Source organism: Francisella noatunensis subsp. noatunensis (assembly GCF_009823375.1).
Lineage (GTDB): Bacteria > Pseudomonadota > Gammaproteobacteria > Francisellales > Francisellaceae > Francisella > Francisella noatunensis.
This window is the reverse complement of the sequence record NZ_WBSX01000049.1, coordinates 1-12,621: the sequence shown is the minus strand read 5'-3', so window position 1 is coordinate 12,621 and position 12,621 is coordinate 1. Positions and strand designations below refer to the sequence as shown.

Below are 12,621 nucleotides of genomic sequence, written 5' to 3'. Positions count from 1 at the left end.
CAATATAAATACAAAAAAGAAGGTGACTCTAAACAAGTTAAGATAAAGGATAGAGCGAGTATTTCTGAAAGACCTAGCAGTGCTAATAGAAAAAATCTTTATCACTTTGAAGGTGACACTATTGTTGGTAAAGACCATAAAAGTGCTATTGTAACAATGGTCGATAGAGCTAGCAGATTTACTATTTTAGCCAAGTCTATAGATAGAACAGCTAATTCAATCAATAGAATATTGTACAAAGTATCTAATGGTCATAAAATATTAACAGCTACATTTGATAATGGTAAAGAGTTTGCTAAACATAAGAAGCTAACTAGCAAGACTGGCATCAAAGTATTCTTTGCTGATCCATACAGTCCTTGGCAAAGAGGTACTAATGAAAACATGAATAGGTATATCAGACAATTTATACCTAAAGGTACTAACTTTAACAATATATCTCATCAATACATTAGAAAGTTACAGATAGACTTGAATAATAGACCTAAGAAATGTTTAAATTACTTGACACCTAATGAAGTACATTTTGGTATCTCTATAAACATTGAGAATACAATCTAGCTTATTAAAACTAGTTGTACCACAATTAGTATGGCCATTAATTTGAGTTGCTACTATTTGATTTGGTAAATAGCCTTTTTCCAAAGGATTAAAACAGGTATTTTGAGATCCTACTTTCGAATAGATATTCTCTTCTAGGAAATCATCCATTCTTTGATTTGTCATAGTCTCAATTAAACATCCCAATATTTGCATACCTATATCTGAGTAAATACAATATTTTGTGCGGGTTCAACGACGGGCATCTTTGTTTTTAAGAATTTGATAGTAGTCTCTCTATCTTGGCTATATAGAGAAATCTGCAATACGGTTATTATAGAAATCAAAAAATGGAGCTACACCAGTAGCATGATTTAATAAATCTCGAATAGTTGGAATATAAGAGGTATTCTCAAATTTAAACTCTGGAATGTATTTTGTTATCTTATCATCTAGTTTAATTTTTTTGTTGCTCATATAAGTACATAATTGCATAAGTAGTTGCGAAGATCTTTGTCAGAGAAGCTATATCAAAAGCATGTTATCTTTAAAAGTTTGTGGATTACTGACAAGATTTCCTTCTTGATTATACCATATGCGTAACCAAAATTATTTTTGTAAATAGATTTGTTATGGAAAACTACGTTCACTGCAACCCCTGAGAAGCCACGTGAAATATCATGGTTAATAATATTTTCTAAATTTTGAAAATTCATTTTTAATATTTATTATACTACCTATGAATATTAAAACATAACTTTATAAGAAATAGATATTTAAAATTTTTGTAAGGAATATAAGTGAAACTAATTATGAAAAAAATAACAAAAGCAGAATTAATGCTGGTAAGCCTCATCCCAATTACCAGTTAGACCTGCAACCTCATATTCTGTTACTCGGTTTTCAAAGAAGTTTGTATGATCAGCACCATTTAAGATCCACTCCAACCAAGTAAGAGGATTTTTATCAATATTATATATTTCATTCAAACCAAGCTGATTTAAACGTCTATCTGTAATATGACGAATATATTCTTTTACTTCATCAGCTTTTAGACCTTCGATAGTACCGATCTCATAAGCTAAATCAATAAATTTATCTTCAAGCTCAATAGCTTTAGTAGCCATTAGATATATTTCTTTTTTAAATTGATTATCAACTATATATAGATTTTCTTGACAGTACATTCTAAATAATGCGGCGTTACCTTCAACATGCATCGACTCGTCACGAATTGACCACTCAACGACTTTACCCATTCCTTTCATTTTGCCAAAGCGTTGGAAGTTAAGTAACATTGCAAATGATGCAAATAAGGCTACACCTTCATTAAATACTGTCTTAGCAAGACAAAGTCCTAAACCACGACGAGTACTAGGATCAGCATCCATCATAAAATCGATTTTATCTGTCATCGCTTTATATTCTAAGAAAGCATGATATTCAGAGTCAGGAAGACCAAGAGTATCATTTAGAAGGGCGTATGCTCTTTGATGAATACCTTCACGAGCTGCAAATGAACCTAGCATGTTTCTAACTTCATTATTTTTAAAAGCTGGGATGAATTGATCATAATAGTTTTGACCAACGGCTACATCAGATTGAGTAAATAGCCTTAGAATATTAGTAATATACTCTTTTTCAACTTTAGTGATTTTGCCATTTTTCCAATCAGTAACATCTTCTGACAAATCAATCTCATCTTCTATCCAATGAGCTTTTTCATGTTTGACGGTTAGATCAACAGCCCAAGGATAGCTAAAAGGTTTATACGTTTTTGAAAAGGTTGTCAATGATGAACCTTTAACACGAGCGATAACCTCGCTAGCTCTAGCCATAAGATTGTCATAGCCACCAATATGGACATCACCAACAAATATCTGAGGCACAGATTTAATATGCTCTTCAACAAGAAGAATATTCTTATTTACTTCAGCATAGAAATTTAATCTTTCTTGATCATCATCAAGAGTAATTTGTGTAAAAGGAATATCATTTGCACCAAACCAACTTTTTGCAAGGTCGCAAAAAGGACAACTTGTTTTTGTATATATCTTTACTTCCACCATTATTTACCTATTTTTTAGCTAAAATTTCTTTTGCATTAGCTTTAAGATCTGTAAAGCCACCAATATGTTCATCATCAATAAATATTTGTGGTACAGTTGAGATTGGAAATGCAACCTTACCACTTTGATTCATTTCTTCATAGAATCTAAGACGTTGAGAGTGATCATCTATTATAGTTTCTTCAAATATTATTTCATTTTCATCAAACCATTGTTTAGCCCAAACACAAAATGGGCAATCATTTCTTGTATATATTTTTACTTTCATCTTTTATCCCTCGCAAGCTATACATTCATTCTCAGATTGCTTTAATTCAGAGAACTCTACAAGCCTATTCTTTTCAACTTTTTTAGAGATGTTTTCAGCTCTATTAGAAGTTTCAGTTCTCAAGTAATATAGTCCTTTACAACCATACTTCCAAGCATTGAAGTGTACTTTGTGAATATATCCACGTGAAGCACCAGCTGGCAAAAATATATTCAAAGACTGTCCCTGACACAGATATTTTTGTCTTTGACCACCTAAATATACTACCCAATCTTGATCCATTTCAATAGCTGTTTTAAATACAGATTTAATTTCATCACTTAAAAAATCTAGCTGTTGAACAGAGCCACCATTAGTAATAATATCAGACCATACCTCTTCAGTATTTTTGCCAATTTTTTCTAATTCTTTTTCTAAGTATTTATTTTTGGTTAAATGCGAACCTACTCTAGTCCTAGATGTAAATGCATTTGCTTTCCAAGGCTCTATACTTGGAGAAGTATTTAATATTAACGAGCTGTTAGCATTAGGAGCTATTGCTAGTAGGTGAGCATTTCTACGACCTGTACCAGCCATATCAGGAGCTTCTCCTTTTTCACGGCCAAGTATTAGAGTTTCTTCTACAGCTTGCTCTTTTATACGTTTAAATATCTCTTCATTAATTTGTTCTGCTCTTTGAGATTCAAAAGGTACATTGTGTTTTTGTAAATAAGAATGAAAACCCATAGCACCTAAGCCAAGACTTCTTTCACGAGAAGCACTATATCTAGCTTTAGCGATCTCATCCCCTGCATGATCTATAAAAAATTGTAAGACATTGTCTAAAAATCTAATTAAATCTTTAATTAGAGATGTATCTTTCCATTCATCATACTTTTCTAAATTTACTGAAGAAAGACAGCAAACTGCGGTACGTTTCTCATCAGTTACTAGATGAATCTCGTTACATAAATTAGAACCTTTGATTGTCAAACCAAGTTCTTTTTGAGATTTTGGTAGGGCTCTATTTGCAGTGTCAATAAAGTTTAGATACGGTTCACCAGTACGATAACGCGTCTCAAGTATAGTTTCCCATAATTTACGAGCTTTTATGATGTCTCTGACTGTCTTATCATCTGGATCTATAAGTTTCCAATCTTCATCATTGGCGATCGCTTGCATGAATTCATCAGTTAAGTTGACAGCATGGTGTAGATTTAGACATTTCCTATTTACATCACCAGTAGGGACACGTATGCCGACAAACTCAACTATATCAGGATGAGATATATCCATATATGCAGCATAAGAGCCTTTACGAGTTTTACCTTGTCTATAAGCAACCATGTCTGCATCAACAGTATGCATAAAAGGTATTGGTCCTGGAGCTTTGTCGGAAACTGCTCTTACATTAGACCAGTGACCACCAACGCCACCACCTTTTACAGATAGCCATCTTAGTTCAGATGAGTGCTCAATAAGACCTTCCAACGAATCAGGCACATAAGACAAGAAGCAACTAATTGGTAATGATTTAACTTTTGCACCCGGAAGAGGTGCGTTTGAAAGCACAGGAGATGCAAACATAAACCAACCTTTAGATGCAGCATCATATATACGTTGTGCAAGATTAATGTCACCAAAAGAATATGCCACAGAAGCTCTTGCAAACGCGTATTGTGGAGAGGGTTCATTCTCAAGACAATAATAGTTAGTAAGTAACTGTTGTGCTTGCTCTGAAAGCGCACGATCCTTAGATATATCTATATCTATGCCAAGGTATTTTTCATTAGACATAATAAATAAAAACCCTATTTAATTTTAAAGTATTTTCAAAAATACTAGGTTGAGCATAATCTATACTAAATTAGTATAATTGACATTCTAGATAGTGAAATTTTATCAATTTTTTCTAATTTTAGAATACTAAAAAGTCAAATATTATACTTGACTTTGCTGAATCAGTTATGAGATGTAGACAGTACAACACTTACTGTCTAAACTTGTCAGAAAATTAATTTGCTAAAATCTCAGCAGCGGCTTTGTTTAGTTCTTTTACAGCATTGATTGATAATTGTAATTGTTCTTTTTCTTTATCAGAAATTTCAACTTGTATAGGTCTTACACCATTTGCAGAAATTTCAGTAGGTACACCTACAAATAGATCTTCATCAATACCATACATACCAGCTTTTATTTTTGCAGCACATGGAAGAATCATTTTTTTATCTCTTAGATAACTTTCCGCCATTTGGATACCTGCAGCAGCTGGAGCATAATAAGCAGAACCAGTTTTTAGTAGAGCTACAATCTCACCACCACCATTTCTAGTTCTAGCTACTATAGAGTCTAGTCTTTCTTGGCTGATTTTGCCTTCTTTGACTAGTTGCTCTAGAGATACGCCAGCAACATTAGACATTTTTGTAAGAGGTACCATAGTATCTCCATGTCCACCCATTACATAAGCTTGAACTTGTTGTACAGAAACATTTAGCTCGTCTGCTAAGAAAGTTTTAAATCTTGCTGAATCTAGTACACCAGCCATACCAACAATTTTGTTATCAGGAACACCTGAGAACTTTTGTAGCATATTTACCATGATATCAAGAGGATTTGTGATACATATTACAAATGCATCTGGGCAGTTGTGTTTGATACCTTCACCCACAGCCTGCATTACTTTGATATTAATGCCAAGTAAGTCATCGCGAGACATACCAGGTTTTCTTGGTACACCAGCTGTTACTATTACTACATCAGAGTGTTCTAGATCTTTATAATTATTTGTACCTCTAACTTTGAAATCAACTCCTTCGATAGGGCAAGTTTGTAATAAGTCTAGAGCTTTACCTTGAGGCATGCCTAGAGCTATATCAAAAAGAACCACATCACCTAGCTGCTTGATTAGTGATAAATGAGCAAGTGTTCCACCAATATTACCAGCACCAATAAGCGCTATTTTCTTTCTAGCCATTAAAATCTCCTTAATTATGCTAAAAAATGAATCAAAAAAGATATTTCATAATTATAACTAATAGTTTAGCTGTTATTCAATGAAAACTTTTGTAACGATTATAGTTTATAATTATAATAGTTTTTAATTAAACTTATTTGATTTTTTGTATGTTAAAAAAAGTTATGAACAACTCAGGCTTATTGGTGGGAATTATAGGCCTAATCATATTTATGTTTGGTTTAGTTGAAACAGATGTACTCAAAAAAATCTTATAGTTTTTTTTTGCGACTTTTTTCTTGTTTTTATCAGCTGTTATTCAAAAGGAACCATTTTTTAGTGGTTTGCAAGGTATTGCATTTGTTAGCGCTACAATGGTTTTTTTTAATTTTCCCGAAATATATAGTTTGTTAATATTTATAATCTTAGCAATCGCGTTTTCAATCTTTTATTTTAGCAAATATAAAATAAATATAGCTAGAGTATGTGCTTTTGTAGGGCTTGTGGCTTTGTGTTTTGGTATACTATTAGGTAGAAATGAGCCCATGGTAGTTTGTGGTATAGTGTTAGCTATCTATGCTATATTTTCTATTAAAGAAGGATACTCTGTGGGTTGGGTATTTTTGATACTTAATTTGCTTTTTTCACTTGTTGCTGCTAATGCGCTATTTGGTTTTATTTAACTAGGAAGATCAGTTATGAGAAAATTATCTTTTTTAGATAGAGTTGTTGAGGAAATTGATAGTTATGCAAGATTTACAAAACAGCCTCTTAATCCTAATAGAAAGTCACCAAGTGATGATACGGTAGATGGTCAATTATCCGATAATGATAAAAAACATGCTGCTGGATTAATGCGGGTTGATTATACGGGAGAGATTTGTGCTCAAGGACTCTACAGAGGTCAGGCATCTGTAGCAAAATCAGCGCAAACTAAAGAGCATTTATATCATGCTGCTGATGAAGAATATGATCATCTAGCATGGTGTGCGGAGCGATTAGAAGAATTAGGGGCTAAGCCAAGTTTACTTAATCCTTTTTGGTATTGGGCATCATTTGGAATAGGGGCAACTGCGGGCTCTATCAGTGATAGTTTAAGTTATGGTTTCGTTGTAGAGACAGAAAAGCAGGTTATGAAACACTTGGATTCACATTTGAAAAATTTGCCAGTGAATGATAATCGCTCACGAGAGATACTTAAACAAATGTATCTTGATGAATCAGATCACGCTATAGAAGCAGAGAAGGCAGGTGGTAAAAAGTTACCTAAGCCTGTAAAAGCTATAATGAAACTTCAGTCAAAGGTAATGACTACACTAGCGTATAGATTTTAGATCTTACAGTCTTTAAGCTGAGATTTATAAAGAGCTGTATAAGCTTTAACTTTATTTGCTATATTTTTATCTTCTTCAATCTTAGCTTTATTTTTAAATGTGCTAGCCTTATAGCGTTTAAATCCTGTTGCTGCAAGCATATATGCCATGTATAGATTTTCGCTATCACTCATCTTAAGTTTTAAAGATTTTGTAAGTTGGGACATATACCAGCCTATAAACTGTATGCTATCATCAAAATTATTTCTTTTGGCATTAGGCTTAACCTCATCTTGAAAATGTTTCCATGTGCTATTTATTGCTTGGGCATAACCATAAGCTGTTGAATAGTTACTTTTTGCCTCAGCATCAAAGCGAGACTCTTGATAGATTAACCCCATTGCAAAAGCAGGAGGGAGGTTGTATTTATCTTGAGCTTTTTTAAGAGATGATTTCCAGCTAGGATTTTGATCTAGTATCTCACAAGCTCCCATATTAGCGTCAACTTGTATATCAGATGATGTATTTGAGAAAAAAACTACGACAGTAACAATTATTATAATAAGTAGTATGTACCTAAGTCTGATCTTTTTTGGCATTCTTTAAATAATTTTTGATTGTATTCTATTTATTAGGGTAAATGATATAGAAACGTATTTCTAGGGTTTGAAATATTTTTATTTATTAAAATCATCGCCAACAATATCGTTGATAACAATGCCTGCTATTGTGAGACCAAATAGTGATGGCATATAGCTGAGGGTTCCATTTGTTGCTCTAGATCTACCTTGTTGATTTGGCTCTGGATCACTTGGTGGAAGAGGGCTGATGCCTTTCTGTGTTGAGAATACTGCTTTGATCCCCTTTGAAACAAGCTGTTTTTTTTAATCTTGTTCGCATCGTTTGTGCTAGGGCACATACGTCAGTTTTATATATATCTGCTACTTTTATTTGTGTGGGATTAGTTTTGCCTTCAGCCTCCATACTTGATATTGTTTTTATACCAAGATCTTGATGAGCTATTTTTACGAGATTAACTTTAGCATTAAGAGTATCTATAGCATCAATTACATAGTCGTACTTCTCATTTCTAAGTAGCTCAAGGGTATTTTCTGGATTTATAAAAGTTTCTAAAGCATTAACCTTACATAGAGGATTGATATCATTGATGCGTTGCTTCATAACTTCTACCTTAGGCTTACCAATAGTGCTATGTAAAGCAATAAGTTGGCGGTTAATATTTGATGAATCAACTCTGTCCATATCAACTATAGTAAGATTACCAATCCCCGCTCTAGCAAGAGCTTTAATCACATAAGAACCAACGCCACCACAACCTGCTACAAAAATATTTGCATTCTCAAGTTTTGTAATTCCAATTTCATTTACTAAAATACTAGTTCTTTGAGTAATTGCATCAATCATAATCTTATAAGTATACCTTATTCATATCATCAATATATTTATAAGCAAATAGATTTGCATAAGTCTCACCAGTAACGTGATCTACTTCATTGATATCAAGTTGAACTGGTAGCCAATCTGTAGTATTCGTTAGAATTTTGTTGTTATCTAATACAAAACTATCAACAATAGCATTAGCATTTCGCATGAATTTGTCATAATTAAGTCGAGTTACTACGGAGTCCTCTTTGAGTGCAAACAGATATAAAGGAGTTCTAGTTTTTTTGCCAAAATCAATAATATTCGCAGCTTTCATGGTTTCAATGAGTTCTTTATTGGTGAATATTTTTTCATTAAATAAATCATACATTGAGTTATTACCAGTAGGTATGGCATAGTGAGAAGTGGATTCTTGGTTAGGGAACTTTTTATATAATGCGCTATTAAATATAGCAGCAGCAAATTGATTGTTTGGTAAATGCTTTTGTAAGAATAATGTGTCAAAGTTATAACGTTTGCCTTCAATATCACACTTTTCTTGAGAGAATGTTGAGCATTGCATTTCAAAGAAGCCTTTATCAAAATCATTTATGCTAATGGTTTTTGAAACGTTACTATAATTCAGGTAGCTCATAAAAGTATTTGCCATTAATCCAGGTTTTAGCATTGATGTGATAAGTTTGCTATGCAGGAAATATTTACTAGAATCATTGTTATCAGTCATGAAATTTAAGGTGGTCTTACTGACATCGTAGGCTCCACTTAAGCCAGCTGCAGATCTATATCTATATAGAGTATCTAATTTATCTACACTTTCACAGTCACCACGCCAACCTAAACATTTAGCTGTCCATATAGAGTATGCACCACCTTCAGAATAACCAACAGAAAAAAGATTTAGCGTAGAATTATCTTTTAGACTATATTTCTTACGAATATTAGAACTAACATTATTCAATAAATCAACTGCTGTATTAATAGTCTGTTTTGGGTATAAAACATAAGGGTGGTAGTTTTTATAGTCATCTCCTTGACCAATATAATCAGGAGCAACAACAATATATCCATTAGCAGCATATATAGCAGCATAAATTGTATTGAGATATAAGCTAGTTTCATTTTTTTTATCTAAATTAGAGGGGACGCCAGCATTATCAAATACAGTAGGGTGATAGTATAAAACTACTCCTTTTGGATGATTAGTATCAGGAAGCATTACAAGTCCAGATACATGAGATGTTGTCTCTCCAGTAGCTGGAAAAGAATTAGTTGTTGTATATGATATTTTGTCAAGCTGGATATCTTTTATGTCTTGGTTGCCAAGAGAATTAACATCGATACCATATTCCTTCATGTTTCTAAAATTTTTATCACAATCCTCTTTTGATAAATTTTTATTACAAAAGTATTTTGTTTTAAAATTCTTTTCAATATCTTGAGTTGTCCATGTTGCTGTATCTACGACTTGTGTATATCCTAAAGAGGAGAACAACATCATGCTCAAAAGTATACTTTTTTTCATAGTTTAAATTTGCTCTTTCTTATCTTAAGTTAATATTTCTAACATCAGTAATAGTCATTCCAGCCTGCAATGCGCTAATAAGACCTGGTAAGCCATCTTCAAACACGTGACATTCACGAGGTTTGACATTGTATTTATTAGCTAATAATGTAAATGCTTCAGGCGAGCTTTTATTTGGATGTGAGTCATCTGCTGTAATTATCTTATCAAAATAATCAGTAAGTCCTAGAACATCTAGCGATCTAAGTACATTAACTTTTTTACCACCAGATATAACAATCATGGGCATTTTATTATGATAATGGATAACTAAATCAACTATAGGTTGTATAGGTTTTGTTTGACTTAGCAGCTCGTAAGAAGCTTCTTTAATTTTTTCAGCAATTATTGGAGTTTCAACATCACTGAACTTAAATACTTCTTTGAGTATATATTCACTTGGTAGTCCATTGTATTTATCGAAATCAATAGATTCTACTTCAGGCTTGGTATTTTTTAAAACACTAAGCCAAGCATCAATATGTATATTCATATTATTTGCAATTGTTCCATCACAGTCAAAAATTAGGAGTTTAGTGTCATCATGAACAGGTAAAAGCATATTAAATTTTGTTAATAAGTATTATTATCAACTATTATATACGATAAATAGAGTTGACATAAGTATAATTAGTAAGCAAAATTAGAAGCGTTAAATTTAGAAATTGACCATAAAACTTTGTATAAATGGAGGATAAAATTATGGTATTAGTAGGTAAAAAAGCCCCTATATTCAATGCACCAGCTGTATTAGGAACTGGTGAGATTGTTGATAGCTATGACTTCGCTAAAGCTATTCAAGGCAAGTATGCAGTTGTTGTATTCTATCCATTAGACTTCACATTTGTTTGCCCATCTGAACTTATCGCTTTAGATAAAAGAACAGCTAAATTAAAAGAGCTTGGAGTTGAAGTGGTTTCTGTATCTATAGATTCTCATTTTACTCACAATGCTTGGAGAAATACTCCAATTAATGAAGGTGGTATTGGACCAGTTCAGTACACTATGGTTGCAGATATTAATCAAGAAATTGTTAAAGCTTATGATGTACAATCAGAAGGTGGTATGGCATTCAGAAGTACTTTCTTGATTGATAAATCTGGAGTTGTTCGTCATCAGGTTGTTAACGATCTTCCACTAGGTAGAAACATGGATGAAGTAATCAGAATGGTAGAAGCATTACAGTTCCATGAAGAGCATGGTGAAGTTTGTCCTGCTGGTTGGAACAAAGGTGATGAGGGTATGAAAGCATCTCCTGAAGGTGTGGCTGAATACTTATCAGGTCATGTTGTAGATTTATAATTTATCTATTATTCTATTATTTTCTATTTAAATTTAATCAATATTTATTGCGCATAGATGAAAAATATTTTTCTAATACTAATAAGTTTGCTTATGCTGACTTATGATGTCTATGCTGCAAGTGATGTTACAGATATCAATACACAACAAAAACTAGTTGATACTGATGAATCAAAAGGAAATGTTTCGCAAGATGATTCAGCTTTGGATACTGTTGAACAGTATGAAGGAGAATCTATCACACCAGGATCAACTTTTGATGTAGGAAAATCTCTTTTAAAACTATCTCATGCAGATAAGGTCAAACCACCATTCTATCAAGGAATAAAAAATAATGTAATATTCTCTCAAGCAATGCTTAATACACAGCAAGAAACTGGTAATCCAGAATTTGTTATCTTATCGCGTCAAAATGGTTTATTAAAAGATGATTACTTATATGTAGGAGGGATGGCCTCCTTTACACCAACATGGGGTAGAGATAATCAAAATGGAGTATCAGCAAACTCAATTAACAACTATGCGCTAGAATATTATGTGGCGAGTACGTTAGGTGAGTGGACTTCTGTATATGCCTCTTTAAGTACCTATACGATTAATGGTAAGTGGTCTGCAACTCCAGGCGGCGTGTACTTTATATTAGGTAATCTTAATAAATTACCTATTTATACATATGCTGCATTATCAACTGTAAATTTTGGTAATTTTGATGAAACTACTAACATTATACCAACATTAACACGTTTATATTTTATGCAGTCGGGTGGTAATGTTAACCTTTCATATAACAAAGATGGCTTGCAGACTAATTTTGTATTTTTAGCTACATCTAAGGATGGTTTTTTGAAAGTAGCTAATGCGTATGAAGGTAATTTTAAATTAAGTTTTGCTGTTAATATGAGCTAGATTGTATTCTGAAAGTTTTAAATAGTTGAAAGAGAGTTCCAAATATAGTTTATTAGGTTTTGACGAAACTAAAATAAACGATAAGGAACTAAAAAATGCCAAAGCACTTAACTCTTTCAAATAGATATTGTATAGAAGAATTACTTAAATTAGGATACCAAACATCTCAAATAGCCAATAAAATTGGCTATAGTGAAAGAGCTATAAAAAAGGAACTTAATCGCACTAGTATAAATAGTGACTATAATGCTGAGATAGCACAGAAGCTATATCAAAGCCGCAGAACTTCAAATAATCATAAGCTATCCTGTAAAGTTAAAAAGCTA

General features: G+C 32.6%; 12 protein-coding genes and 3 pseudogenes. 6 read left to right on the top strand and 9 right to left on the bottom strand.

The window, feature by feature from the left end:
• Positions 1-561, top strand: a 561-nt coding sequence (locus tag F8C69_RS05355; protein WP_159183759.1) for an IS30 family transposase, incomplete at its 5' end; no start/stop codon positions are given.
• Positions 562-846: 285 nt separating this feature from the next.
• Here the strand turns inward: F8C69_RS05355 and F8C69_RS11200 are convergent.
• The 5 genes from F8C69_RS11200 to mdh all read right to left on the bottom strand — a co-directional run bounded on the left by F8C69_RS11200 (position 847) and on the right by mdh (position 5,830).
• Positions 847-1,017, bottom strand: a complete 171-nt coding sequence (locus F8C69_RS11200) for a serine hydrolase (protein ID WP_307838241.1) — start codon at positions 1,015-1,017, stop codon at positions 847-849.
• 359 nt (positions 1,018-1,376) lie between these two features.
• A complete protein-coding gene (locus F8C69_RS05345; RefSeq protein ID WP_159184466.1) occupies positions 1,377-2,609 on the bottom strand; it encodes a ribonucleotide-diphosphate reductase subunit beta in 1,233 nt (410 codons plus the stop codon).
• Between the two features lie 7 nt (positions 2,610-2,616).
• Positions 2,617-2,877 (bottom strand): glutaredoxin, encoded by a 261-nt coding sequence (locus tag F8C69_RS05340; RefSeq protein WP_159184465.1) that lies wholly within the window; start codon positions 2,875-2,877, stop codon positions 2,617-2,619.
• 3 nt (positions 2,878-2,880) lie between these two features.
• Complete coding sequence (locus F8C69_RS05335; RefSeq protein ID WP_159184464.1) at positions 2,881-4,653, bottom strand: ribonucleoside-diphosphate reductase subunit alpha; 1,773 nt, start codon at positions 4,651-4,653, stop codon at positions 2,881-2,883.
• Between the two features lie 217 nt (positions 4,654-4,870).
• Complete coding sequence (gene mdh / locus F8C69_RS05330; protein WP_159184463.1) at positions 4,871-5,830, bottom strand: malate dehydrogenase; 960 nt, start codon at positions 5,828-5,830, stop codon at positions 4,871-4,873.
• 149 nt (positions 5,831-5,979) lie between these two features.
• Between mdh and F8C69_RS05325 the strand changes: the two are divergent.
• Positions 5,980-6,492: pseudogene (locus tag F8C69_RS05325) on the top strand (MFS transporter).
• Positions 6,493-6,507: 15 nt separating this feature from the next.
• The gene (gene coq7, locus F8C69_RS05320) at positions 6,508-7,143 is read left to right on the top strand and encodes a 2-polyprenyl-3-methyl-6-methoxy-1,4-benzoquinone monooxygenase (RefSeq protein ID WP_159184462.1); all 636 of its coding nucleotides are present in this window, start codon (positions 6,508-6,510) and stop codon (positions 7,141-7,143) included.
• Here the strand turns inward: coq7 and F8C69_RS05315 are convergent.
• From F8C69_RS05315 to F8C69_RS05300, 4 genes and pseudogenes are all read right to left on the bottom strand, one after another.
• Entirely contained in the window at positions 7,140-7,721 is a 582-nt protein-coding gene (locus F8C69_RS05315) for a transglycosylase SLT domain-containing protein (protein ID WP_159184461.1), read from the bottom strand. The genes coq7 and F8C69_RS05315 overlap by 4 nt on opposite strands.
• A gap of 78 nt (positions 7,722-7,799) precedes the next feature.
• Positions 7,800-8,547 (bottom strand): annotated as a pseudogene (locus tag F8C69_RS05310) (tRNA threonylcarbamoyladenosine dehydratase).
• A gap of 4 nt (positions 8,548-8,551) precedes the next feature.
• Positions 8,552-10,048, bottom strand: a complete 1,497-nt coding sequence (locus F8C69_RS05305) for an alpha/beta hydrolase family protein (RefSeq protein ID WP_159184460.1) — start codon at positions 10,046-10,048, stop codon at positions 8,552-8,554.
• Positions 10,049-10,067: 19 nt separating this feature from the next.
• A complete protein-coding gene (locus F8C69_RS05300) occupies positions 10,068-10,649 on the bottom strand; it encodes an HAD family hydrolase (protein ID WP_159184459.1) in 582 nt (193 codons plus the stop codon).
• A gap of 140 nt (positions 10,650-10,789) precedes the next feature.
• Between F8C69_RS05300 and F8C69_RS05295 the strand changes: the two genes are divergently transcribed.
• The 3 genes and pseudogenes from F8C69_RS05295 to F8C69_RS05285 form a co-directional block, all read left to right on the top strand.
• Entirely contained in the window at positions 10,790-11,389 is a 600-nt protein-coding gene (locus F8C69_RS05295; RefSeq protein ID WP_159184458.1) for a peroxiredoxin, read from the top strand.
• A 57-nt stretch (positions 11,390-11,446) separates the two neighbouring features.
• A pseudogene (locus tag F8C69_RS05290) lies at positions 11,447-12,289 on the top strand (hypothetical protein); the annotation flags it as partial.
• Positions 12,290-12,390: 101 nt separating this feature from the next.
• The coding region (locus tag F8C69_RS05285) for a helix-turn-helix domain-containing protein (RefSeq protein ID WP_159183974.1) at positions 12,391-12,621 on the top strand (231 nt) is incomplete at its 3' end.

Excerpts from the sequence above, each read along its gene's own strand:
- F8C69_RS11200 (WP_307838241.1), bottom strand. The coding sequence starts at position 1,017 with ATGAGCAACAAAAAAATTAAACTAGATGATAAGATAACAAAATACATT.
- F8C69_RS05345 (WP_159184466.1), bottom strand. The coding sequence starts at position 2,609 with ATGGTGGAAGTAAAGATATATACAAAAACAAGTTGTCCTTTTTGCGAC.
- F8C69_RS05340 (WP_159184465.1), bottom strand. The coding sequence starts at position 2,877 with ATGAAAGTAAAAATATATACAAGAAATGATTGCCCATTTTGTGTTTGG.
- F8C69_RS05335 (WP_159184464.1), bottom strand. The coding sequence starts at position 4,653 with ATGTCTAATGAAAAATACCTTGGCATAGATATAGATATATCTAAGGAT.
- mdh (WP_159184463.1), bottom strand. The coding sequence starts at position 5,830 with ATGGCTAGAAAGAAAATAGCGCTTATTGGTGCTGGTAATATTGGTGGA.
- coq7 (WP_159184462.1), top strand. The coding sequence starts at position 6,508 with ATGAGAAAATTATCTTTTTTAGATAGAGTTGTTGAGGAAATTGATAGT.
- F8C69_RS05315 (WP_159184461.1), bottom strand. The coding sequence starts at position 7,721 with ATGCCAAAAAAGATCAGACTTAGGTACATACTACTTATTATAATAATT.
- F8C69_RS05305 (WP_159184460.1), bottom strand. The coding sequence starts at position 10,048 with ATGAAAAAAAGTATACTTTTGAGCATGATGTTGTTCTCCTCTTTAGGA.
- F8C69_RS05300 (WP_159184459.1), bottom strand. The coding sequence starts at position 10,649 with ATGCTTTTACCTGTTCATGATGACACTAAACTCCTAATTTTTGACTGT.
- F8C69_RS05295 (WP_159184458.1), top strand. The coding sequence starts at position 10,790 with ATGGTATTAGTAGGTAAAAAAGCCCCTATATTCAATGCACCAGCTGTA.